18 protein-coding genes and 1 pseudogene are annotated in these 23,675 nt (G+C 61.7%); 8 read left to right on the plus strand and 11 right to left on the minus strand.

Annotated elements, in window-relative coordinates; genetic code table 11:
- Window positions 1–14: 14 nt before the first annotated feature.
- A complete protein-coding gene (gene mrdA / locus AB4O35_RS15375; protein ID WP_065910737.1) occupies window positions 15–1,907 on the plus strand; it encodes a penicillin-binding protein 2 in 1,893 nt (630 codons plus the stop codon).
- A gap of 1 nt (window position 1,908) precedes the next feature.
- Here mrdA and AB4O35_RS15380 read toward each other — a convergent pair whose 3' ends face one another.
- Complete coding sequence (locus tag AB4O35_RS15380) at window positions 1,909–2,310, minus strand: GFA family protein (protein ID WP_065910736.1); 402 nt, start codon at window positions 2,308–2,310, stop codon at window positions 1,909–1,911.
- A 134-nt stretch (window positions 2,311–2,444) separates the two neighbouring features.
- Between AB4O35_RS15380 and AB4O35_RS15385 the strand changes: the two genes are divergently transcribed.
- The 7 genes and pseudogenes from AB4O35_RS15385 to AB4O35_RS15415 all read left to right on the plus strand — a co-directional run bounded on the left by AB4O35_RS15385 (window position 2,445) and on the right by AB4O35_RS15415 (window position 10,965).
- Window positions 2,445–2,975: a sigma-70 family RNA polymerase sigma factor gene (locus AB4O35_RS15385; RefSeq protein WP_065910735.1), complete on the plus strand. Its 531-nt coding sequence runs from the start codon at window positions 2,445–2,447 to the stop codon at window positions 2,973–2,975.
- Between the two features lie 2 nt (window positions 2,976–2,977).
- Window positions 2,978–3,928, plus strand: coding sequence for a FecR domain-containing protein (locus tag AB4O35_RS15390; RefSeq protein WP_065910734.1), 951 nt, complete (start codon window positions 2,978–2,980; stop codon window positions 3,926–3,928).
- Between the two features lie 94 nt (window positions 3,929–4,022).
- On the plus strand, window positions 4,023–6,521 hold the full coding sequence (locus tag AB4O35_RS15395; RefSeq protein ID WP_065910733.1) for a TonB-dependent siderophore receptor: 2,499 nt from the start codon (window positions 4,023–4,025) through the stop codon (window positions 6,519–6,521).
- Window positions 6,522–6,600: 79 nt separating this feature from the next.
- Complete coding sequence (locus AB4O35_RS15400) at window positions 6,601–7,065, plus strand: SRPBCC family protein (RefSeq protein WP_065910732.1); 465 nt, start codon at window positions 6,601–6,603, stop codon at window positions 7,063–7,065.
- A gap of 104 nt (window positions 7,066–7,169) precedes the next feature.
- The gene (locus AB4O35_RS15405; RefSeq protein ID WP_065910731.1) at window positions 7,170–9,527 is read left to right on the plus strand and encodes a DNA polymerase II; all 2,358 of its coding nucleotides are present in this window, start codon (window positions 7,170–7,172) and stop codon (window positions 9,525–9,527) included.
- Between the two features lie 66 nt (window positions 9,528–9,593).
- A complete protein-coding gene (locus tag AB4O35_RS15410) occupies window positions 9,594–10,226 on the plus strand; it encodes a glutathione S-transferase N-terminal domain-containing protein (protein WP_065889176.1) in 633 nt (210 codons plus the stop codon).
- 164 nt (window positions 10,227–10,390) lie between these two features.
- Window positions 10,391–10,965 (plus strand): annotated as a pseudogene (locus AB4O35_RS15415) (DUF4174 domain-containing protein).
- 246 nt (window positions 10,966–11,211) lie between these two features.
- Here AB4O35_RS15415 and AB4O35_RS15420 read toward each other — a convergent pair.
- Genes AB4O35_RS15420 through AB4O35_RS15465 form a run of 10 tightly spaced genes read right to left on the minus strand, consistent with a single transcriptional unit; the run spans window position 11,212 to window position 23,675 of the window.
- Window positions 11,212–12,261, minus strand: a complete 1,050-nt coding sequence (locus AB4O35_RS15420; protein WP_065874598.1) for an acyltransferase family protein — start codon at window positions 12,259–12,261, stop codon at window positions 11,212–11,214.
- A gap of 22 nt (window positions 12,262–12,283) precedes the next feature.
- Window positions 12,284–13,693: a lipid II flippase MurJ gene (locus AB4O35_RS15425; protein ID WP_065910730.1), complete on the minus strand. Its 1,410-nt coding sequence runs from the start codon at window positions 13,691–13,693 to the stop codon at window positions 12,284–12,286.
- Window positions 13,693–15,120, minus strand: a complete 1,428-nt coding sequence (locus tag AB4O35_RS15430; protein ID WP_065874644.1) for an O-antigen ligase family protein — start codon at window positions 15,118–15,120, stop codon at window positions 13,693–13,695. Before AB4O35_RS15430 ends, AB4O35_RS15425 begins: the two co-directional genes overlap by 1 nt.
- 2 nt (window positions 15,121–15,122) lie before the next feature.
- Window positions 15,123–16,226, minus strand: coding sequence for a glycosyltransferase family 4 protein (locus tag AB4O35_RS15435; RefSeq protein WP_065874600.1), 1,104 nt, complete (start codon window positions 16,224–16,226; stop codon window positions 15,123–15,125).
- On the minus strand, window positions 16,217–17,434 hold the full coding sequence (locus tag AB4O35_RS15440) for a glycosyltransferase family 4 protein (protein WP_065874601.1): 1,218 nt from the start codon (window positions 17,432–17,434) through the stop codon (window positions 16,217–16,219). Before AB4O35_RS15440 ends, AB4O35_RS15435 begins: the two co-directional genes overlap by 10 nt.
- Window positions 17,435–17,442: 8 nt before the next feature.
- Window positions 17,443–18,771 (minus strand): GH39 family glycosyl hydrolase, encoded by a 1,329-nt coding sequence (locus AB4O35_RS15445; RefSeq protein ID WP_065874602.1) that lies wholly within the window; start codon window positions 18,769–18,771, stop codon window positions 17,443–17,445.
- Entirely contained in the window at window positions 18,761–19,951 is a 1,191-nt protein-coding gene (locus tag AB4O35_RS15450) for a glycosyltransferase (protein WP_065874603.1), read from the minus strand. Before AB4O35_RS15450 ends, AB4O35_RS15445 begins: the two co-directional genes overlap by 11 nt.
- Complete coding sequence (locus AB4O35_RS15455) at window positions 19,951–21,942, minus strand: GumC family protein (RefSeq protein ID WP_065874604.1); 1,992 nt, start codon at window positions 21,940–21,942, stop codon at window positions 19,951–19,953. Before AB4O35_RS15455 ends, AB4O35_RS15450 begins: the two co-directional genes overlap by 1 nt.
- A gap of 15 nt (window positions 21,943–21,957) precedes the next feature.
- On the minus strand, window positions 21,958–22,734 hold the full coding sequence (locus AB4O35_RS15460) for a polysaccharide biosynthesis/export family protein (protein WP_065874645.1): 777 nt from the start codon (window positions 22,732–22,734) through the stop codon (window positions 21,958–21,960).
- Between the two features lie 29 nt (window positions 22,735–22,763).
- Entirely contained in the window at window positions 22,764–23,675 is a 912-nt protein-coding gene (locus AB4O35_RS15465) for a glycosyltransferase family 2 protein (protein WP_065945884.1), read from the minus strand.

Genomic DNA, 23,675 nt, shown 5'->3' on the forward strand with positions numbered 1-23,675 from the left:
GAGATGCTGTAGAAATGCCTGAACCGATACCGATCAAAGATCACGAAAAAGAAAACCGCCTGGTCAACAAGCGCCTGCTCGCCTGCGCACTGTTAGTGATCGGCATCACCTGTGCCTTGGTAGGCCGCATGTATTTCCTGCAGGTGGTGCAATATGACTATCACTCTACGATTTCTGAAAACAACCGTGTCCACGTGTTGCCCATCACACCAACGCGCGGGTTGATCTATGACCGCAATGGTGTGGTGCTTGCCGACAACCGCCCCAGCTACAACCTGACCATCACCCGTGAGCGCACCACTGACCTCAAAGGTGAGCTGGATGCCATCGTCAGTTTGCTGCACCTGCCCATCGAAGACCGTGCAGTGTTCGACAAGGCGCTAAAACAAGCACGCCACCCCTTCGTGCCTGTGACATTGTTTTACGAGCTGACCGAAGAACAGATTGCGCTGCTGGCTGTGAACGAGTTCCGCCTGCCTGGGGTAGACGTAGAACCGCAATTCGTTCGCCACTATCCTCTGGGCGCCCACTTTGCCCATTCCATCGGGTATGTGGGGCGGATCAATGAGAAAGAATCCAAAGCCCTCGACTCTGTGGAGTATCGCGGTACGCAATCCATCGGCAAGACCGGTATCGAGCGCTTCTACGAGTCCGAGCTGCATGGTCACGTAGGCTATGAAGAAGTCGAGACCAATGCTCAGGGCCGCGTACTTCGCGTACTCAAACACACGGATCCGATCCCGGGTAAAAACATTGTGCTGAGCCTCGACGTGCACCTTCAGGAAGCGGCGGAAGAAGCCCTCGGTGATCGCCGCGGCTCGGTGGTTGCCCTCGACCCGCAAACCGGGGAAGTGCTGGCCATGGTCAGCAAGCCGAGTTTCGACCCAAACCTGTTCGTTACCGGCATCAGCTTCAAGGAATATGCCGCGTTGCATGACTCCATCGACCGGCCACTGTTCAACCGCGTCCTTAGAGGGCTTTACGCGCCGGGCTCGACCATCAAGCCTGAAGTCGCCATTGCCGGCCTCGACAGCGGTGTCGTCACGCCGCAAACCCGTGTCTTCGACCCTGGTTACTACCAACTGCCGGATTTTGACCACAAATACCGCAATTGGAACCACAGCGGCGACGGCTGGGTAGACATGGACGCCGCCATCATGCGCTCCAACGACACCTACTTTTACGACCTGGCCCACAAGCTTGGCATTGACCGCTTGCACGACTACTTGGCGGAATTCGGCCTGGGCCAGAAAGTGTCGCTGGATATGTTCGAAGAGTCAGCCGGCCTGATGCCATCCCAGGCCTGGAAGCGCGCCACCCGGCGTCAGCCGTGGTTCCCGGGTGAAACCGTGATTCTCGGTATCGGTCAGGGCTATATGCAAGTCACGCCGCTGCAACTGGCCCAGGCCACTGCTTTGATCGCCAATAAAGGTGTGTGGAACCGACCGCATCTGGCCAAGACCATCAACGGCGTGCCGCCCGTGGATGAAAATCCTATGCCTAACGTGGTCCTTAAGGACCCGCGCGATTGGGAGCAGGTCAACCACGGCATGCAACTGGTGATGCACGATCCACGCGGTATTGCCCGCGCGGCGGCACAAGGCGCGCAATACCGCATTGCCGGCAAGAGTGGTACGGCGCAAGTGGTGGCGATCAAGCAGGGTGAGCGTTACAACCGCGAAAAGACCCTGGAGCGCCACCGTGACAACGCCTTGTTCGTCGGCTTCGCTCCGGCGGAGCACCCGAAAATCGTGATCTCGGTGATGATCGAAAACGGCGAGGCCGGCGGCCGCGTCGCGGGGCCGGTAGTGCGTCAGATTATGGATGCCTGGTTGCTCGATCAGGAAGGCCACCTGAAACCGCAATATGCGACGCCGGCTAAGACGCCTGGCGACCCAAAGGTTTAAATCAAACTTGCCATTCGTCCCATTGCTCTACGCCTTCGTAGGCAAGCCAGGGCACGTCATGGGCTGTCCAGATATGCGCGGTGGCCGTGACGCCCGGGTCATCATCCAGCGTCGCCACCCGCACAATGACATGGGGTTGATGCCCACGCTCTGCCATCAGATGCGAGCCACAGCGCGAGCAGAAATGCCTGAGTTTGCCTGGCGAAGATTCGAAAGACGCTAGCAGTTCCACGCCTCGCGTCCAGCGAAAGTGTTCGCGCATCACGCCGGCCGTCGCCACAAAGGCCGCCGCATGCACCTTGCGGCAGCTGTCGCAATGGCAGTGGCTGATGGGCATATCCAAGCTGTCCAGCTGATACTGCACGGCTTTGCAGAAACAACTTCCATGGAGCTGTTGAGTCATGGTGCGTCACCTCAGGGGGAGGGGGAGAATCTACCTTTTACCGCCGTGTTGCGCATCACCGTCATACAAGCCATTGCCCTTAGTCCTACATTGCTCTAAATTGCGAAGCGTTCTCATTCGTGCGCAATATCACTATGCCGTTGTCCGCTGGGCCTCATCCTATCCACGAACCTATTGGCCAACTCTACGGTGACCACCACCGCTGGTTGGTCAGTTGGCTACGTGCGCGCCTGGGTTGTTCCCATCAGGCTGCAGACCTGGCTCAAGACACCTTTATCCGTTTGTTGCTGGCCGAGCGCGCGCAGCCGGTGGCCGCTGACTTGAAGGAGCCCCGGCACTTTCTGGTGACGATTGCCAAGCGCGTGATGATCGACAGCTTTCGCCGCAAAGCCCTTGAGCAGGCTTACCTCCAGGCCTTGGCCGAGCAACCGCAGGCCTATGCGATTTCGCCGCAAGAGCGGCTATTGATCATAGAAACCCTGCAGCGTCTTGATGTCATGCTTGACGGTCTTGGGCACAAGGCTAAGCGCGCCTTTCTGCTCTCGCAGTTGCAGGGTATGCCTTACAAGGAAATTGCCGAAGAGCTACAGGTATCGGTAAGTTCGGTGACCAAATATATTGCCAAGGCCACCGAGCATTGTCTGATTTTCGCCCTAGAGCATTAACGGTGGCCAGTAATCTACAACGCCATGCACTCAGCGCGGCAGCCCAATGGGTCGCCCGTTTGGCTGCCGAGCCCGGTGACTCTGAGTTGCACTCGGCTTGGCTCGCCTGGCGTGAGGAAAGTTCGCTGAACCAATGGGCGTGGCAGCGCGTTGAAATGCTGCAGAGCCAACTCCAGTGCTTGCCAGGTGTGGTAGCCATCAATGTGATGGACGCCGCCGCCGATCAATCCCGGCGATTTGGGCGCCGCACATTGCTCAAGAGCGTGGTGATCGGCGCCGGTGTGAGCGCCGTTGGTTGGTCGGGGTATCGACAGGCACCGCAATGGATGGCCGATCAACGCACTACCACGGGCGAGCGCCATAGCCTAAGCCTGGACGATGGCACGCGGCTGTCCCTCAACACTGCCAGTTCCGTGGATATCCGCTACACCGCCGAGCAACGACTGCTGATTTTGCGCGCCGGAGAAATCCTGGTGGAAACCGCCCCCGACCCACGTCCATTGCTGGTCCGCAGTGCCCAGGGTGAAATACGCGCGTTGGGCACACGCTTTACCGTGCGCCAGTTCGATGACTTCACGGCGATGAGCGTATTACAACACGCTGTGGCGGTGCGTCAGGGCAGCGAGCCGGCTGAGACCGTCGTCACCGCCGGCCAGACAGTCACGTTCGATACACAGCGCATGCTGTCCCGACGGGCCAACGAGCCCGGTGACGGCGCATGGGCGCAAGGACGGCTGATCGTCGACGATTGGCGACTGGATCGCCTGCTGGCCGAACTGGCTCGCTACCGCCCGGGTTATCTGGGGTGTGCCACTGAGATCAGCCATCTGATGGTCTCGGGTGCTTATTCCCTGGACGATATCGACCTGACCCTTAACGCCTTGACCCACGCCCTGCCGGTGCGACTCATTACACGCACCCGTTACTGGACGACAGTCGTCCCGCGCGGTTGAAAATAATTATCACCCACTGTTGTCGATTTGCCGCACCTCGTTCGACTCCTCCTGCAAACCCCCCTTCATTCGTTTCGAACCCTCAGGAGTCAACATGCGCGCAGGGCATATTTCAGTCGCCACTCAACCGCTTCGCTCATTTCGCAAAAAGCCCTTGCAGGTGGCGTTGTTTGGCGTGTCGCTGATGGTGCAGACCGGGCTGATGGCCCCGATATTTGGGACAGGCTCCAACGCAATGGCGGCCAGCCAGCAGCAGGCTTTCTCCATTGCCCCCGGCCCACTGGGTTCGGTGTTGAGCCGATTTGCCAGCGACGCTGGCGTGGTCTTGTCCTTCGATTCCGGCCTGACTGCTGGCAAGCAAAGCGTCGGTCTGCAGGGTACGTATAGCGTCGAACAAGGCTTCGCCCGACTATTGGCCGACAGCAATCTGGCCCTGGCCGCGAATAACGACGGCAGTTACGGCCTCGCGCCCCAAGGCACTGGCGGTGCGTTGACCCTTGGGGCCACCAGTATTAACGCCGAAGGGCTGGGCCTGACCACCGAAAACAGCGGCTCCTACACCACTGGCGCGACCAGCACCGCGACCAAGTTGCCGCTGACACTGCGCGAAACGCCGCAGTCGGTCAGTGTGGTCACCCGCCAACTGATGGACGACCAGCACCTGTCCACGCTCAACGAGGTGCTGAGCTTCACGCCCGGCATCACCAGCAACCATCGTGACAGCGAGCGATACTCCTTTTACTCCCGCGGCTTCGATATCCAGAACTTCCAGTACGACGGCATTCCGTCCCAGGTTGCCAACGAGTCCCAGCAGTTCATCGGCCCGCTCTCGGACATGGCCATCTATGACCGTGTCGAGGTCGTGCGGGGCGCCACAGGCTTGATGAGCGGTGCAGGCACTCCGTCCGCCACCATCAACCTGGTGCGCAAGCGTCCGACCAAAGACTTCCAGGCCCATATTTCGGGAGAAGCAGGCGCGTGGGATCGTTACCGTTCCGAAGTCGATGTGTCTGGCCCGTTGACCGAAACCGGCAATGTGCGCGGACGGTTTGTCGCGGTATACCAGAAGCAGAACGCCTTCGTGGATTGGTACAAGCAAGACAAGCGTGTGATGTATGGCGCGCTCGATATCGACCTGAATGACAACACGACCCTGCGCACCAGCCTCGATTACCAGAACAACGATGCCAATGGCAGCAGCTACGGCCATATTCCGTTGTTCTATAGCAATGGCAGCCAGACCCATTTTTCCCGATCCTTCAACCCGGCTACACGCTCCAGCTACATGGACAACACCAGCTACACCTTCACCACGATGCTGGACCATAAACTGGATAACGACTGGGGCCTGAAGACGGCGTACAGCCATCAGTATTCCTACCGCAAAGGGCAGGGCGCCTCCGCCAGTGGCAGCTACCCGGACCCGATCACCGGCCAGGGCGCCAAGGCGTTCATCTACCGTCTCGACAGTTACCAGACCCAGGACACCCTGGATGTGTATGCCAGTGGCCCGTTCCAGCTGGGCGCGCGCGAGCATGAGTTGGTGGTGGGCGCGAGCACTTCGCGCACCCATCTGAATTTTCCGGACTACAGCAGTACCTTGGTCGACCAAGACAATGACTATGGTGATGTAAACAACATCTTCGCCTGGGACGGCCGGCAGTATGGGCGTCGTTCCTACAACGAAGTCGGCGGCACTGTGACTACGCTGCAACAGACCGGGATTTACGGCGCGCTGCGTTTGAAACCGATGGACCCGCTGACCCTTATTCTCGGCACCCGCGTCAGTTGGTGGAAGCAGCTCGATGAGGTGACTGAGGACGCCCCCTACTCGAAAAACACCGACAAAACCAAGAAGAGCGGCGTCGTGACACCCTACGCGGGCATCATCTACGACCTCAACGACACCTACTCGGTCTACGCCAGCTATACCAGCATCTTCTTGCCGCAGACGTTCTACAAGACCGCCAGTGGTGGCTCGCTTGCACCGCTGGAAGGGGATAACTACGAGATCGGGCTCAAGGGCGAATTTTTCCAGGGGGCGCTGAACGCGAGCATCGCCCTGTTCGACATCGAGCAAAAGAACACCGCTGCCGACTCGGGCAACGATGCCACGGGCAAGACCGTTTACAAGGCCATCGCTGGCACCACCACGCGCGGTGTCGAAACGGAGATTTCCGGTGAAGTGGCCGCAGGCTGGAACGTGTTCGGCGGCTATACCTACCGCGAGTCTCACAGCAAGGACGGTGAGCGCGTCCAGGTCAATCAGCCAATCAACCTGTTCAAGCTCGGCACCTCTTACCGCCTGCCAGGTGCCCTGAACCGCTTGACCGTGGGTGGCAACGTCACCTGGCAAAGCGAAATGTACGCCACCACGCAGATCAACTACACCGGGCCTAACTACAAGGCGGTACAGGACCCTTACGCCGTGGTGGGTCTGTTAGCCAACTACAAGGTGGACGAGCATCTGTCTGTGGGGCTGAATGTCAACAACCTGTTCGACAAGAAATATTACGACGGCATGGGTACATTCAACTCCGGTTCCTACGGCGATCCGCGCAATGCGATGGTCAACGCCAAATGGAAATTCTGAAGTAAGTAGCAACACCAATGCGTGACCGAAAGGTTGCGCATTGGTCGATGTCGCCTACTGTCAATGCAGGAGGTGACGTATGCACGTATTGGACCGCATAGAACGAAAAGTACTGCTCAATGCTCCACGTAAACAGGTGTGGGGAGCTCTGACAGACGCCGAGCAATTCGGCCGATGGTTTCGGATTGCGCTCACGGGCAAGGCATTTGTCGCGGGGCAAACCATTGAAGCGCCTATCACCTACCCAGGTTACGAACATGTGATCTGGAAGGTGAAAATCGAACGCATCCTGCCGCAAACACTGTTCTCTTTCTGGTGGCATCCGTTCGCGGTAGAAGAGGGCGTCGACTATGACCAGGAGACCCCGACGTTGGTGGAGTTCACCCTTGAAGACCGTGCTCCGGGCATTCTGCTACGGGTGGTCGAATCGGGTTTTGACGCGGTGCCTGAGGCGAGGCGCCAAAAAGCCTTCAAAATGAATTCCCGTGGCTGGGACGAACAGATGAGCAACATCGAAACCTATCTGAGCCAGGCTGGGCCCTAAACAGCGTCATGATTGCGGGGCAGCCTTCATGAGCGTTAACGTGCCGCACGCGTGCGATGCCGAGTAGAATCACGCCCTGAAAGCGATTCCTGAGGTGCGTTACGGTGGATTTACAGCAGGGTTTTGTCCTGACCCGGCATTGGCGTGATACCCCGGCGGGCACGGAGGTGAGCTTTTGGCTGGCGACCGACCACGGCCCTAGGTTTATCCGCCTACCCGTGCAGACCTCGGTGATGTTTATCCCCGAAGCCCATCGCAAGCCGCTGGATTGGCTGCTCAAGGGTGAGCGCGATATCGAATTGCGCCCGTTGCAGCTGTGCGATTTTCATCATCGCCCGGTCCTGGGTCTCTACACCCGCCAGCACCGCCAGGCGATGGACGTGGAAAAACGCCTGCGCGCTGCCGGTGTGGATGTCTACGAAGGTGACGTGCGCCCACCCGAGCGCTACATGATGGAGCGTTTCATCACCGCACCGGTGTGGTTCGGTGGCACTCCCGACGCAAACGGCGTGCTCTGCGACGCGCAGATGAAACCCGCGCCCGACTACCGCCCGCCGCTGAAACTGGTGTCCCTCGACATCGAGACCACTGCCCAGGGCGATCTCTATTCCATCGCCCTCGAAGGCTGCGGCGAGCGCCAGGTGTACATGCTCGGCCCGCCGAACAAAACCGACGCGGTGAACTTCAAGCTCGACTACTGCGACACCCGCGTGCAATTGCTCGAACGCCTCAACCAATGGCTTGCCCAGCACGACCCCGATGCGATCATCGGTTGGAACGTGGTGCAGTTCGACCTGCGTGTCCTCCACGAACACGCCCAGCGCCTCAACGTGCCGCTGATGCTTGGTCGTGGCGAAGAGCCGATGGCCTGGCGCGAACACGGTAGCCGTAATCACTACTTCGCAGCGGCGCCGGGGCGGCTGATCATTGATGGCATCGAGGCCCTGCGCTCGGCGACCTGGAGCTTCGAATCGTTCAGCCTGGAGAACGTCGCGCAAACCCTGTTGGGCGAGGGCAAGGACATCTCCACGCCATACCAGCGCATGGACGAAATCAACCGCATGTTTGCCGAGGACAAGCCCGCCCTGGCACGATACAACCTCAAGGACTGCGAGCTGGTCACGCGGATTTTCGAGAAGACCGAGCTGCTCAAGTTCCTGCTGGAGCGCGCCAGCGTCACCGGGTTGCCGGCTGATCGCAACGGTGGCTCTGTCGCCGCGTTCACCCATTTGTATATGCCGTTGATGCACCGCCAGGGCTTTGTCGCGCCAAACCTGGGCGACAAACCACCCCAGGCCAGCCCCGGCGGATTTGTCATGGACTCGCGCCCCGGCCTCTACGAGTCGGTGTTGGTACTCGATTACAAAAGCCTCTACCCGTCGATCATCCGTAGTTTCTTGATCGACCCGGTGGGCCTGATCGAAGGCCTCAAGTACCCCGATGACAGTGCGTCGGTGGAAGGCTTTCGCGGCGCGCGTTTTTCCCGCACCCGGCACTGTCTGCCCTCCATCGTCGCGCGGGTCTCCGAAGGCCGCGAAGTGGCCAAGCGCGAGCACAATGCGCCGCTGTCCCAGGCCCTGAAAATCATCATGAACGCCTTCTACGGCGTACTCGGTTCCAGCGGCTGCCGTTTCTTCGATACACGGCTCGCGTCGTCAATCACCCTGCGCGGTCACCAGATCATGCGCCAGACCCGCGAACTGGTCGAAGCCCAAGGCTATGAGGTGATCTACGGCGACACCGACTCCACCTTCGTCTGGCTCGGCAGTGCGCATTCCCAGGAAGAGGCCAGCGGCATCGGACGGGCGTTGGTGCAGCACGTCAACGACTGGTGGCACGAGCACCTGCAAACGGCGTTCGGCCTGCAAAGCGCCCTGGAATTGCAATACGAAACCCACTTCACGCGCTTCCTCATGCCCACCATTCGTGGCGCGGAGGAGGGCAGCAAGAAGCGCTACGCCGGCCTTGTCGTGCGTAGCGATGGCAGCGAAGAAATGGTTTACAAAGGCCTGGAAACCGTGCGCAGCGACTGGTCGCCCCTGGCTCGCCGATTCCAGCAGGAGCTGTACCAGCGCATTTTCCATCGCCTGCCCCATCAGGACTACATACGCGACTACGTGCGCCGTACCCTGAGCGGCGAATTCGATGAGTTGCTGATCTACCGCAAACGGCTGCGCCGACGGCTGGACGATTACGAGCGCAACGTGCCGCCGCATGTGCGTGCTGCGCGCCTGGCGGACGAATACAACGACCGCCTGAACCGCCCCCGTCAATACCAGCGCGGTGGCTGGATCAGCTACGTGATCAGCGTCAACGGCCCGGAACCCCTCGAAGTGCGGCAAGCACCCATCGACTACGACCACTACGTCACCCGGCAATTGCAGCCGGTGGCCGACGCGATCCTGCCGTTTGTGAATGACGATTTCAGCACGCTGGTCGGCGGGCAAATGGGCTTGTTTTAAAACACTTGATTCGACTCCGTGGTTACTTGCACTCTTGGGCACAGGCACCGCTAGGAGGACAGGCCCATGTACACGCTCTACGGCATCGACGAATCCGGTTCCTGCATGATTGAAATCGCCCTGCAACGATGTGCGGTGCCGTGGCGAAGGGTAGACGCGGCCTCCTGGGCGGAAGGTGAGGGCAGTGATGAGCTGGCCCGTATCAACCCGCTCAAACAGGTGCCCACCCTGGTCACCCCCGACGGCCAGGTGCTGACGGAAAGCGCAGCGATCCTGATCCACCTGGGCCTGGAGTTTCCCGGCTCCGACCTGCTGGCCGGCAACCGTGCGCAGATCATTCGCGGCCTTGTGTATATCGCAGCCAATTGCTATTCGGCGATCGGCATTATCGACTACCCGCAACGCTGGATCGGCGACGTCGACGAAACGGTGCAGGCGCAGCTTGTTGCGGGCACCCGGCGCTACCTGCACCAGGCCTGGGTGGTATTTGCCGATCAGTTTGCCGGGCAGTTGTTTGGCCCGAACCATACGCCGAATGCACTGGGCTTGATGGCCGCAGCGGTGTCGCGCTGGGACGAGGCACGGGACGCGTTGAACGGGCTGGCGCCGAGCTTTGCCCAGAGCCTGGGGCAAGTGGATGCCGATCCCATTGTCGCCCCCGTATTTGCGAGGCATTGGCCGGAGTGGAAGGTCGCATGATGTTTCCGCAATCAGTGGAAACAATGACGGTTGAACCCATCAAACCCTTGCGCAGCGGGCGCCCTGACCTACGCTTTCTTAAAGTGGTGTAGGAATCATCCTTGAATTTGACTGTCGCAGACATGAAACTCAAGAACCCTGCATGGAATTCAAAGGAGGTGCGCATGCTCATCCGGTCGCTGACCCTGGCTACCTTGATGGCTTTAACGGGGCCGCTGTTGGCTGCTGATGATATCAACCCGCTCAAGCAGGACTTGGGCAAAGCCCGGCCGCTGGTGGTGGTGGAGCTTGATTCTGGCAACGACACCTTGGCGACCCTCAAGAAACAGTTGGACGAGCCTGCGACCAAGCAGTCCTTTGAAGAGCGCAGCATGGTGTTCTACACCGTGAAATTCGGCAGCATCGGTGCCGAAGGGGAGAAGTTCGCCAAGGACCCAAAGGACAACAAAAAGCTCACGCCGCCTGAAACCAACGCGCTGATTCGTGCCCTCAAACTGGGCGCCGGCAGTGGCACTAAAGTGATCCTGGTGGGCAAGGACGGTGAGAAGAAAGTCGAGAAGACCGTGCCACCGGATACCCTTGATCTGAAGGAGTTCTTCAGCGCCATTGACCAGATGCCGATGGCCGAAAAGAAGCTGCAGCCGCCGCAGAGCCTGAACCTGTTGCCCCGGCACCAGTAAAGGGGGCCAAGCCCGCCAAACACGGTAGCAAGCCAGCCCCGCAACAACTCGACGACTGAAACAAACAACCCCCTGTGGGAGCGGGCTTGCCCGCGATGGCTATAAGTACCTACACAACCCTGTAGTGAGCGGGCTTGCCCCGCGCTGGGTGGCGAAGCCGCCCCCATAGAGGCACCGCCGAGTTCCAGACAAAACCAAGTCGCCTGGTTTGGGGCGGCTTCGCCACCCAGCGCGGGGCAAGCCCGCTCACTACAGGTTGCTCTCGAGATGTGTAGCTACCAATGCCGCGCATCTTCCAGTGTTCCTTAAGTTGCCGCCTTCTCCCCGGTCGCGTTACGCAACGGAAAGTAGAAGAACCGCAAAAACGCCACCCGCTTGATCACTTCCCCGATCAACAACGGCACCACCACCGCCACCACAAAACCCACGCACGCCGCCGGCAGCGCAGGCAGCCCCAAGCGCTCCATCAGGTCGAAGGTCTTGTGCTGGATCTCGCCGTGGAAGATCAGCAGGATCAAGGTGTTCTGGCCGATGTAGGTCATGGCCCGCGTGACCCTGTCCGAGACCATCATTACCCGCGCCAGTGCCCAGCAGGCGTACACGCCGATCGCGGCCGACAGGGTGGTCCAGAACCAGTGATCGTAGCGCCGCTGCGCCAGGTCCATGGTGTCCCAGGTGAAGGTGAACACCAGGGCAAACGACGCGATCGAGACCAACAGCGTCAGCCAGGAACCCGAGTGCCGGCGCAACCAATCGCGCAACAGGTAGCCGACAATGAAGTAAGTGCTGCTGATCAGCGTGATATCCAGGCTGAACGGCAGGCCGGGCAGCACCCACGTATGCTCGCCGAAGGTGACCGGCAGTTGCCAGAACCACGGCAGCATCCAGGCGCCCACGATCAATTGCAGTGCCACCAGCGCGAGGCTCAACCACAGCGACAGCTTCAAGCGCTGGATCAACCGCAGCATCACCCAACTGAACAGGATCGCCACCCAGAAGTGCGGCAGAAACCACAGCGCCTGCCACGGGATGGTGTCCACCGAGGCATACAGCACGCCACCCACATCCGGTAGCAGCGGCTGGCCGCGCAGAATGCTGCGCACGATCACATAGGTGAGCATGGTGAAGAAAAACGGCTTGAGCAGGCCATCGGCCTTGCGCACCGCCATCTCCACGAACGGTTGTTCAGGCTTGAAGAATACCCCGGACAAAAAGAAGAACAACGGCAAGATAAACGACGCCAGTACCGGGTACAGCAAGTCCGGCGAGGTGGCGACGAACCAGCTGTGGGCAAATACGATCACCAGGATGCCGATACCCTTGGCAATATCCATTTGAATCCAGCGATGTTTCATCTGAGTCGTCCCGATTGATCGTTCATGCCTTGCGCCACGGCTTCAGCCACAGCCCCATCCCGAGCAACACCACCGCGCCGGCCAGGGTGCTCAGCCCCAGTTGCAGCCACACGTCTTCAACCCGAAACAGCGCCAGCGCCGCCGCGCCCATCAGCACTGCGCTGAGCAGCCAATGCCGGGCCCAGTGCAGGGCGCCAAGCAAGGCCTGGCGCTGCATCAGCAGTAGCGCGGTGCAGATCACCCCGGCCAGCGCAGCCAGGGGAATGCCCGCCATGCCGAACACAAAAGGCAGAGCGCTGAGCAGCAGCACATTGACCAGGCTACCGAGCAATTCGCAGCGCAGTGGCTGGCGCGTATCGCCGGCGGCATAGGCATAGCGCGCGAGCAAGGCGTTCCAGGCGCCGAACACCAGTGGCACAGCAAACCAGGCCAGCAACAGCGGCAACGGCGAGTCCACCGATTGCTTGGGCAGCAGCAACGCCACCAGGCTCGGTGCCGCCGCCACCAGGCCAACGCCAGCGGGCAGGGTCAGCACGCTGGCGGTTTCCAGGCCGCGCTTGAGCAGGGCCAGGCGTTCATCGCGCTGGCGACGGCTCATCATGCCCAGCAGCACCTGGTTGAGGCTCATTAGCGCAATCAGCGGCAGGTTCATCAGCTTGCGCGCCAGGTTGACCCAGGTCACCGCGCCTTCCCCCAGCAACGACGCCACCAGCCGCTCGATCAGCGCCAGGCCCTGGCTCGCGCCATTGCTCAACAACAGCGGGCCGATGCGCTGGCCCAACTCCCGTAGTGGCGCCAATGACAATTGCCAATGCCATGGCCGCCAACCCTGACGCCACATCGACGGCAGCAGCGCCAACGGCATCAACACGCTGCCGGCCAGGCAGGCCAGTGCCAGGGCGTGCGGTTGGGTGGCGGTGCCTGCGAGCGCGAGGTAGGTCACCGGCGGCAGGTTGAACAACAATGAGCCCAAGCCTGCCAGCACAAAACGCTCGCTGGCCTGCAACGGAATACTGAACAGTGCATGCAGCATCAGACCCGGCACGCACCACGCGACAATCTGCAAGTTGCTGCTTGCCAACGCCGTCGCACTGGCCGCCAAGCCCGGCCCGAGCAGTTGCACCAGCCACGGCGCCACCAGCGTCAGCAGCAGGCTGATGAACAGCGCGATCAGCAGCAATGCCGGAAACAACACCGCCAACCAGCCCAGCCGCTCGTCGTCTTTGCGCGCGAGATAAAGCGGCAGCGCAGCGGCACTCAGCACACCGCCAGCCAGGGACATGCGCAACGCCTCCGGCAAAAACAGCGCGATCAGGAACGCATCACTGCGCTCACCCGCCCCCCAGGCCGCCACCAGCAACCATTCGCGGGCGAAGCCCAGGCACAAGCCCAGCAGTGTCGCCAGGGTCAGCCAGACGGCGGAGCCCAGCATCAGGGTTGCGCGCCATTAATCAGCGGTTTGCGCAACGCCACGCTTTTTACCTGTGGCAGGCGCGCCGGAAACAGTCGGCGGGCTTCCAGCACATTGATCCCCACCATCAGCCAGAACAGCGCGACCATCACCACCGCAAAGCTGAAGTAGTGGTCGAACAGGCCGCTGACCAGCGCCGAGAGAATCCCGGCGGTGGTGCCCAGCCATAGCGCATTGTCCTTAGTCAGGCGGATCGGGCCGCTGTCCGGGCGCGCTTCACGCCACCAGCGCACCGTCACCGCCACAAAAAACAGCATGCCGACGATGCCGGTCTTGTAGATGAAGTTCAGCCACAGGTTCGAGATGCCTAGCAAATGCGTGCCTGGCACGGGCGGATCGACCTTGAAGCCAATACCGAACGGGTACGACACCACCGCCTGCGGGAACATGCGGTACTCGTCTAAACGCACTTCGGTACTGGCGTTATCCGACGAAAAGATCGTCGCCAGGCGCTCCTGCAAAGGTGGATAAGCCATCACCAACGCCACCGTCAGCGCCGCGCCGATCATCAGCAGGCGGCCGGTGTAGGGCACCCGGCGAGTGGCCATCCACAGCAGCACCAATGCCAGGCTGACCATCGCGCCGCGGCTGCTGGCCAACAGCAGCGCCGCCGCGCCCAGGCACGCCACGCTCAGGCCCAGCGCGCGTTTCCAGCCTTGCTCGGTCATGCCGAAACAGAAGGCCAGGGGCAGCAGCAACGCCATGATCCCGCCGATGGCATTCGGGTGCATCCACGGCGAGCCCATGCGCGAAGACATGGCCTCCAGGCCAAACTTCAACATGTCGAAGTTGGCGTAGTTGAACAGCCCCAGGATCGGCGCAATGCTGGCCCCGGAGCGCGTGCGCACAAACACTGCAATCGACAGCACCAGCATCGCCAGGCTGCCCAGCAGCAGGGCGATTACCAGCGATTCGCGGTGCTTGTGATCCACCAGCAATTTGGCGCAGAGGAATACCGACGACAGGCTCAACAACCAGCGCAACCAGTTGGCCACACCGCTGGTGTCGGCGTGGATGGTGACCTGGCCGACGATAAACGGGAACACACTGAACAGCATCAGCCACAGCAGCATCTGGTCGGTAGGCCGGCGGGAGAGGCTCGGTGTGTCGGGCAAGCGGGCCAGGAAGTTGTGCCACAGCACCGCGCCCCATGTCAGCGCCAGGATGGCTTCGCTGACGGTACTGCGAATGCCCAGGTTGACCGTGGAGTACGGCATGAACGTGGCGATCAGGGCAAACAGCAACAAGCCCCAGAGCGGAAAGCGCAGAATGGTCACGGTCCCGGCCAGGCCGATCACGGCGAGGAACGCCTTGGCCGGTGACAGCAGCAGCGCGAGGGCGCCAAACAGCAGGCCGAAGAGGATCGCGAAGAGGCTGGGCAAGTTTATTTTCACTTCAGATCCTCAATCAGTTCGCCCAGGCGCCTGCGATAGGCGTGATGGTTGAAGCGCTCCGCCCACTGGCGCTGTTGCTCGGGCAATTCCTCATTGGCGCGTTCGCCCAGGCTGATCATCAACTGCGTCAGTGCCGGGCCATCGGTGGGCGAGAAGCGCGGTGCCGACGGCGGGGTGATTTCATCCAGCGACGTACCGCTGGCCACCGCCACCGGGGTGCCCACGCTCAGGGCTTCGATCACAGGCAGACCAAAACCCTCGGCATACGAAGGTTGCCACAAGCGCGATGCCCGGCGGTACAGCGCGTGCAATTCGGCATCCGACACGCCACTCAGCGCGCGAATGCCCGGCAGGGTGCGCTGGGCTTCGGGCAAATGGTCGAGGCTGCCCACCAGCACCAAATCCGGCACGGCAGGGGATTGGCGTCGCGCTTTCTGCCAGGCCTCCACCAGGAATGGCACGTTTTTGCGCAGCTCGCGGGTGCCCACCAGCAGCCAGTAGTGCTCGGGGAGTTGGCGGGCGCTGAGGTCCGCCGCCAGTTCGGAAAACCCATCGACCTGATTGGGCAGCACACGAATTTTGCCCGCCGACTTGGGAAACAACCGCACCGTTTCATCGGCACTGTATTGCGACGGCGTCCACACCCGGTCGGCGCTGTGCACCGCGTAGGCAATCGACAGGCGATCGCTGGTCTTGTAGATCAGCGCCTTCAAACGGTTGGCGTGGTAGTTGTCCAGGGTGATTTGAAACAGGTCATGCAGCAGCACCACGGTGCGCAATCCTTTCGGCCTGGGCGGCAACGGCAGGCCCATGTTAAAGGTGCTGATGTACAGATCGATATGCTGCTCACGCAACGCGCGCGGTAGAAAACCGGCCTCGAAACGCAGGCGATTCTGCGGCTGGTGCATGGCGGTCTTCGCGCAGCCCCAGGCTGGGCAGTGGGCCTGCAAACGGGTTTCATCGCCCAGGGGCGCCACGGTAAACCGTTCAAGCTCAATGCCCGGCAGGCTGTGCAGGGCGCTTTCCAGCGCGTACACCTGGCGGCTGATGCCCGATTGCGGCGAGGTGCCGACGGTGCGGTAATCCAGGCCTACACGCATACGGGCTCCTTTTGATTCAACGGCGAAAGGCTCGCGTACACCTGCTCCAGCTGGCTGGCGGCGACGCTCCAGTCATGGGCGCGACGCACGTACGCGCGTCCCGCTTCACCCATGGGCACGGCGGCATCGGGGAACTGCAGCAGGCGCACCACGGCGTCTGCCAGGCTCGCGGCGGTCTGTCCGCCCAGGTAGTCCAGGCCTTCTACCAGGTCGAGCCCCGAGACACCTTGCTCGGTACTCGCCAGCGGCAGGCCGGCGGCCAAGGCTTCAAGCACCTTGAGTTTGGAACCGCCGCCATGGCGCAACGGCGCAAGAAAAACCGAGCAACTCGATTGCAGGTCTATCAGGTTGGGCACAAAACCTTGCCACTCAATGCGCGGGTCCTGCCAGCGCTCGCGCCAGCTGGCTGGCATGCCGAAACCACACACGCTCATGCGTGCCTGCGGGCAGCGCTCCCAGACCTTGGGCAGGATCTCATCCAGCGCCCACTCGATAGCGTCCACATTGGGGGCGTATTCGTAATTGCCCAGGAACAGCACGCGGCGTGCCGATGGATCGGGACGGGCCACCGCGAAGTGATCGCAATCCACGCCATTGACCACCACCGACACCGGTTTGCCGGCGATCTTCGTCAGGGTCTGTGCATCGCTGTCAGTCACCGCCACGACCTGCGTGGCCTGGCGCATCACACGACGTTCCCAGCGCGTGTAGCGCCATTGATCGTAGCGAATGAAGGGCAGCGCCCAGCTCGGCAAACGGTCATAGGTGGCCGCGCCGAGGGCCGACTCGACATTGTGTTCGGTCAGCACGAACGGCTGGGATTTACGCGCCAGCGCGTCCTCGTAAGGCTGGAAGCTGTAGCTGTGCTCAACCTGCACCACGTCCCAATGGTCACCCAGCAACCAGTTGAAGGTTTCCTGCAGTTCATTCGACAGGCCATTCACACTGGCCAGCAGCGGGTAGGGTGCAAACAGCCCGGCCACGAGGGTCTTCACACTGCGCAACGGGCGGCGCGGCAGGATGATCAGTTGTTCGAGAAATGCTTCCAGCACCTGGCGGTCTGTGAGGGAGACCGGGTGCTTGTCATGCAGCAGCAGGGTGATCCGATGCCCGCGCGCGGCCAGGCTGCGCAGCAGGTGAAACTGGCGCGTCTTGCCGCCGCTGGTGGCGGGCCAGGGTGAGTAGGGCAGGATCCATAAAATACGCATCGCAGGCCTCAATCCCATAACAGAATTTGCAGGTTCGACTTGACCGGTACAGTCAGGCCGTTGGTGCCGCTCACCGGGGTCTGGGTGCCGCGCAACGGGTCGTACAAGGTGGCGCTGGCCAGGCCCGGCAAATGTGCGTCGCCGCCCTGGGCCGACCAGAAAAACCACAGCTTGCGCCCGTCCGCACGGGTCCAGCCGATGCTGAACAAACCGCCGGGCAACTGGTCGGCAACCGGTGGGTCGCCCGGCGTGAGTTGCGGCCCGCTGACGTCGAGGAAGTTTTTCAGCGCGGTGTAGGCGGGCTTGGGGTTGGCGTCGATATCGAGCAGGCCATACGACTGGTCGCGCACGCTGGCGCGCTGGTCGAGGTCGCTGAGGGTGAACAGGAAGATTTTGTCGTAATCCATCGCGCTCATCAGCGCCACGCGCCGCACGATGTAATCGGCCTGGGCTTTTAGCGTGATGATGTCCTGGGCGTCTTTTGGCCCAGGGTAAGTCGACCAGCCCCACTCGGTGCTCCACAGGGTTTGCACGCCGCCGTTGCGCAGGGCCTGGTTGAGTTGGGTGGTCTTGGCGATGAAGTCCAGGTTCGCCGGATCGTTGCCTTCAGGCAGTTGGGTGTAGGGGTGATAGGAAATTACCGTATTCAAGCTGGCCACACCCAGCGCACCGAGGGCCGCGAGCATGGTCTGCCCATTAGGCATTTCACTGAAGAACGCCATACCAGCGGCCACCACCGGCTTGTTCGGGTTCACGGTGCGCAAGGCATTGGCGGTGGTCGTCAACAGGGCGGCATAACCGGCCGGGTCCGCCACCGGGCGCCAGAAGCCCAGCAGGTTCGGCTCGTTCCACACCTGCCAGGCATCCACACTGGGATAACGCTGGGCCAACAGCGCCATGCGGTTGGCGAACACGTTCGGATCCTTGGGCGGGTATTGATCCTGATACGGCGCACCGGCTGGCGCGGTGGTCGCGAAGGGCGCCGAGCCGACCAGGTAGAACACCGACTTGAGCTGGTTGTCCTGCAACTTGCCGACCAACTGATCCAGGGTTGCGACCTGGTACTGGTTCTCGGCAGGTTCAAGCTGATCCCAGTGCAGATCCAGGCGCACCCATTCCAGGCCCAGGGCCTTTAGGCGGTCGATCTGCATCTGGTAACGCGCAGGGCTGAACCACAGGAATTGCGCGTTCACCCCCAGGAAATCCTTCCACACCACGACCTTGCTGCCCTTGAGCACATGGTTCTCGGCATCGGCCTGGCGCCCCCACAAAAACGCGCTGAGACCCAGGGCTGCGACCACCGCCAGGGTGGCCAGGTAAGTGCGTTTACGCGACATGGCGGGCTCCGACGATGGCCTCGTCAAACAGCGTGACAAATTTCTGCGCCGTCAACGGCCACAACCGTTCGCGACCAATTTCCCCGGCACGCTCGGCCCAATCCCGCGCCAGCAGCGGCGTGCGTGCCAGGCGTAACAGTTGTTCGCCGAGCGCAGCCACATCACCCTCTGGGTAAATGGCGCCGTTGCCACTGGCGACTTCCTCGGCAAACGCGCGCGCATCGGAGGTGATCGCGCCGCGCCCGCAGGCGGTCGCCCAGGACAACGCCCCACTGGTGCCGCGCTGGCGCCCGAGCAGGCCGAGTTTTTTCGATTCGCGGTACGGCAGCACCATCGCATGGTGGGCCTGGATGGTGTGGGCAATTTCATCGGCAGGCAGGTTCAGCCGCCAGTCGATGGACGCGGTCAGGCCCAGTGACGCGATCTGCGCGTTCAGTTGCTCCAGGTAATTACCGCCCGCGCCAAACGCCATCTCCGGGGCAGTGCCGCCGGCCAGGGTCAGGCGCACGCGGTCGCGTAATTCGGGGGCTTGCTTGAACACATCCGCCAGGGCCTGCACCAGGTCTTCGATGCCCTTGCCGCGGTAGATGAAGCCGAAGTACAGCAGGTGCAGCGTGTCCAGTGACGGCAGCGGTGCCGGTGTAATCGCCAGGTTGGCATGGTTGATCACCGCCACTTTGCCGGCGGGCAATTGCATGCGCTGGCTCAAGCACTCGGCACCCAGGCGGGTGAGGGTCACCAGCCGGGTCAGCCCTTTGGCGACCTGGCGTTCTTCGCGCAACGTCAGCGGGTCGGCCAGCACCACGGCCGCCTGGGGCAATGGGCTGGGTAAACGCTCCAGCAAGCTCAAAGGGAACGGCAGATGCTCACGCCGCCACACCATGCGTTCCGGGTCATGCACGGTGGCGGTCAGTGGCAGTTGCGGGTAAGCCTTGCGCAGCTCGCGCAGGGCCAGGAACTCCCCCAGCCGCCCGCCGCCCAGCTCGGCGTGCACCACGTCGACGGTTTGCCAATCGAAGCCAGCAATGGCCAGCTTTATCGCCTCGGCGTTGCCCGCCACTCCGGCCAACGGCGTCAGCACCGTCACACCGAGTTGTTCCAGCGCCGTACGGAAATGGTTCGCGTAGTCGGCGATGCCGTTTTTTTCCGGTGGCAAGGGCGCGAGCAGGGCGATACGCATCAGAACGCTCCCCGGTATTTGCCAATGGTCTGCAGCACCTTGCTCGGCACTTCGAACTTGCGCCGGTTAATGATGATGCCGTCCACCTTGCCGAACGCCGTGTTGAGAATCGACAGCGCATGCTCCACCACCGGCACGGTACTTTTGCGCGCCTCCACCACCAGCGCGATCAGGTCGGCGCGGCGCAGGGTCACAAACGCATCGCGGTTAGCCAGCAACGCCGAGGCATCCAGCAGCACCACCTCGCCGGGCGCCGCCGCTTCAAGCCCTCCGACCCGCACATTGATGCCGTTTTCGGCCAGCAACTGGCGCAGTTGTTCGACCACAAAGGTCACCCCCTCGCCGTGACGCGCCGAGGTCAGCCCGAGTGTCAGGCCCTGTTCAGCGATACGGGCGGGCTGCAGCAAACTGTACAGCCGGTAGATGCTCGCATTGAACGCGTTGGCGCTTTGCGCGGTGGTGGTGTCCAGCTCGGGCAGGGTGGTCCACAGCGGCAGGCCAAACTTGCGCTCCACCAGGCCACCGTCGTGAATACGCTGGTCGAGCAGGTAGCACAGGTAGATCACCAGCAAGCCGACGACGATCGCAAACGGGATTGCCAGGACTAGCATCACCAGGGTTTTCGGGAAGATGCGGCCTGGGTTCAAGGTTGCTTCTTCGATCACGGCAATGTTGCTGATCTGGCTGTTGTCCAGCTCACGGTCGATGCGCGATTTTTCTAGGTTATCCACGTACAACGCGTAATTGCGCTCGGTGGTGTTCAGCTCGCGGGAGAGGCGGGCCAGCTCCGGTTCTATCTCCAGGGCTTGCTTGCGCTGCGCTTCCAGGTTCACCAATTGTTTCTGCTGTTGAACCAGCTGCGTGCGCAGTGCCAGGTTGTTACTGGTTTCATCCAGCAGCACGCGCTGCAAGTGGATTTCCAGGGTGTTCGGCGCGCGGTTTTCCGAGGCTTGAATGGTGTTGCTCTCGCTGGCGACCTGGACCTGCATGGCACGAATCGACGCGTCCAGGGCTTTGACCGGCGGCGCATTGTCCGTGTACGTGCGCATCATGTCGGCCTTTTCCAGCAGCTTCTGGTTAAGCAGGCGACGCAAGTCCTGCTGCTGCGGGTTCAGAGCGATCTGGCGCACCGTGGTGACTTCCTTCGGCTGGCCCTTGAGTTGATTGCGCGTGCTCTGGATTGCGCTGTCGGACGAGGCGATCAGCCGCGTAGTGTTGAAGGTCTCGCCGCGCAGTACGTTGATGCGCTCGGACAAGTCTTCCAGGCGGTCGGTGATACTCGCCGCGCCGATCTCGTTGAGGTGCGTGAGGATCTGTTGCTTGTAGCTCTTGATCTCGGTCGCGCTGTTGGCCGCCTGGCCTTCATAAAAGGCATACAGGCTCTTGCGCCCCAGGGCCTGGGTGCGTTCGTTGATATAGGTTTCGACCCAATCCTTGACCACCGCCTGGGCGATTTGTGGGTCGCCCCACTTGAAGCTGATATCCATCACCGTCGAACCGGCGGCGTGACTCACTTCAAAGTTCTTCTCCAGGCCGGCGGCCAGGCGTTCAACCGGGGTAGTCTTTTCAACCACGCCAACGGTTTCCAGCACCACGCGCAGGCCATCGAATACCGCACCCACGCCGCTCTTGACGTAGTACTTGGTGCGCTTCCAGAAACCTTCCGGCGGTGGCGCGTTGTCGATCACTTCCAAGTAGTGTTCAGCCACCGCGCGCACGATCGGGCGACCGGTGAGCAGGCGCTCTTCGTCGACAATCGGGTCACGCTGCGTGCTGGGCATCACCAGCGCCTGGCGGTTGCTGATCTCGATGGGCAGGGTCGAATCCCGCCCAGGCTTGACCAGCAGGCGCGCAGTGGATTCGTACTTGGCCGGCAGCAAGAAAGCCCCCAGCAGGATGATCACCAGCGCGGCAATCGCCGCCAGTTTGAACTCGCGCCGGAAAATGAAGAACAAACGCAGAAGATCACGAAAAGAACGGATCTCGATCATAGGGATGTCGCTCCTTTAGTTACTGCCGCCGCTGGTTCGTGTGTAGTTGTAGCCAACCCCAATGGACTTGGTGAAGGGGATCAGTTGGTTCAGGTAGGTATCCACCCCTTGGATGCGCTCGCCCACGTTGGATTTGGGCACGAACACCACATCGCCGCGTTGCAGGTGCACGGGCTTGCGCCCGTTGGGGCCGGTCTTGAGCAGTTGGCTGAAGTCCAGGAAGTAGGCGTGATAGGCACCCTGTGCGTCTTCACGCAGCAGGGCGACCATGCTGGCATTGCCCGCCGGGCTGACCCCGCCGGCACCGATGATTGCCTGCTCAAGGGTGTTGGCCGTGGCAATCTGCACTGCCGTCGGGTTGTTCACCGCGCCACCGACGATGATCGAGCTGCCCGGTGCCTGGTTGATGTTTACGGTCACGCGCGGTTCGCGGTAGGTCGGCGCGAGCTTGGTGGTCAGCTCCGTGGCCAATTCCGAAGGCTGGCGCCCGGCCACTTGGATCGGCCCCAGGAACGGGTAGTTGATCTTGCCGTCGGTCTGCACCGTGTACAGCGTCAGCTCATAGATGGTGCTGACGTTGAACGCTGACAGCGTCGGCATCTCACCGGCATCGCGCACGATGCGCAGCTGGTCGCCGATGCGGATACGTTCCACCGCCGGCGGTAGCTGTGCGAGCTGGTCGAGGGCGCGCTTGCCTTCTTCGACGGTCTTGCCGTCCGGCGGCACAATGCGCGCCGGCGTGTTACAGCCTGCCACCGTCAGCAGGGCGAGCACGAGCAGGGTCTGTTTGATCAAGGGGGACTTCCTGTAGGTCATGATGCTCACCTCCAATAACCGGGAAACATGCTGATGCGCCGCTTGAGGGCGAGGGGGAGACGGCGCTCCAGATGGCCCAGCCGGTAGCCGAGCAATTTGAACGCGCTGCGCACCAGCACTTCGGGAATGCGGTGCAGGGCGCCGGCCTTGCGCAAAGCCCTGAGTTCAGCCAGCACATAGCGCTTGCCTTCGCCACCCGCATCGCCGAAGGCCTGCTTGATCCACGGCTCGCGGCCGTAGAACACGCCAATGTCGAAGTAGCGGTGAAACTCATCCATGAGTTTGTAATCGTGGGAGTGGTGCACCATCGCCGTGGCGGCGTAGCGCACCTTGTAGCCTTCGAGCAGCATGCGTGCGGCCACGAAGGCGTCTTCGCTGCCGATCACGTCTGCCGGGAAACCGCCCACCGCTTCCAGCACGCTGCGCCGGTACACGGAAAACGAGTCGGAACTGAAGCAGGTCTTGATCCCTAATTCCGGTGCATCGGCCAGGCTCTTGCTGCGGCTCTGTTCCGGGTAGTTGAAGTGCCGCGATTGCGCGCCCAGCACACCGGCATCGGGGTGTGGCAGTTGGCGACCGTAGGCCACGCCGTTGAGCGGGTCTTGCTGCAATTCTGCGAGCAGGTTGGCGAAGGTTTCCGGGGCGGCGGGGATCGCGTCCTGGGTCATCACGATCAGCGCCTCACCGCCTACTTGTTCGCTGGCCCAGCGCCGCGTGCCGCCATGGTTGAAGTCGCGCGCGTCGATCACCTCGACCCGTGCACCAAACGCGCGAAAGCGCGCCACGGTGTCATCGCTGGAGGCGCTGTCCACCACCAGCATCTCGTCAGGTTGCAGGGTTTGCATCTCCAGCGCCGGCAGCAGGCGTGCCAGGTGGCTGGAGGCGTTACGGGTCGGGATGATCAGAGACGTACGCAT

The sequence above is a fragment of the Pseudomonas sp. H1_A03 genome, assembly GCF_054685145.1.

What these genes read in the sequence shown, in the direction of transcription:
- mrdA (WP_065910737.1), top strand. Translation starts at nt 15, where the DNA reads ATGCCTGAACCGATACCGATCAAAGATCACGAAAAAGAAAACCGCCTG.
- AB4O35_RS15380 (WP_065910736.1), bottom strand. Translation starts at nt 2,310, where the DNA reads ATGACTCAACAGCTCCATGGAAGTTGTTTCTGCAAAGCCGTGCAGTAT.
- AB4O35_RS15385 (WP_065910735.1), top strand. Translation starts at nt 2,445, where the DNA reads ATGCCGTTGTCCGCTGGGCCTCATCCTATCCACGAACCTATTGGCCAA.
- AB4O35_RS15395 (WP_065910733.1), top strand. Translation starts at nt 4,023, where the DNA reads ATGCGCGCAGGGCATATTTCAGTCGCCACTCAACCGCTTCGCTCATTT.
- AB4O35_RS15400 (WP_065910732.1), top strand. Translation starts at nt 6,601, where the DNA reads ATGCACGTATTGGACCGCATAGAACGAAAAGTACTGCTCAATGCTCCA.
- AB4O35_RS15410 (WP_065889176.1), top strand. Translation starts at nt 9,594, where the DNA reads ATGTACACGCTCTACGGCATCGACGAATCCGGTTCCTGCATGATTGAA.
- AB4O35_RS15420 (WP_065874598.1), bottom strand. Translation starts at nt 12,261, where the DNA reads ATGAAACATCGCTGGATTCAAATGGATATTGCCAAGGGTATCGGCATC.
- AB4O35_RS15425 (WP_065910730.1), bottom strand. Translation starts at nt 13,693, where the DNA reads ATGCTGGGCTCCGCCGTCTGGCTGACCCTGGCGACACTGCTGGGCTTG.
- AB4O35_RS15435 (WP_065874600.1), bottom strand. Translation starts at nt 16,226, where the DNA reads ATGCGTGTAGGCCTGGATTACCGCACCGTCGGCACCTCGCCGCAATCG.
- AB4O35_RS15440 (WP_065874601.1), bottom strand. Translation starts at nt 17,434, where the DNA reads ATGCGTATTTTATGGATCCTGCCCTACTCACCCTGGCCCGCCACCAGC.
- AB4O35_RS15445 (WP_065874602.1), bottom strand. Translation starts at nt 18,771, where the DNA reads ATGTCGCGTAAACGCACTTACCTGGCCACCCTGGCGGTGGTCGCAGCC.
- AB4O35_RS15450 (WP_065874603.1), bottom strand. Translation starts at nt 19,951, where the DNA reads ATGCGTATCGCCCTGCTCGCGCCCTTGCCACCGGAAAAAAACGGCATC.
- AB4O35_RS15455 (WP_065874604.1), bottom strand. Translation starts at nt 21,942, where the DNA reads ATGATCGAGATCCGTTCTTTTCGTGATCTTCTGCGTTTGTTCTTCATT.
- AB4O35_RS15465 (WP_065945884.1), bottom strand. Translation starts at nt 23,675, where the DNA reads ATGCGTACGTCTCTGATCATCCCGACCCGTAACGCCTCCAGCCACCTG.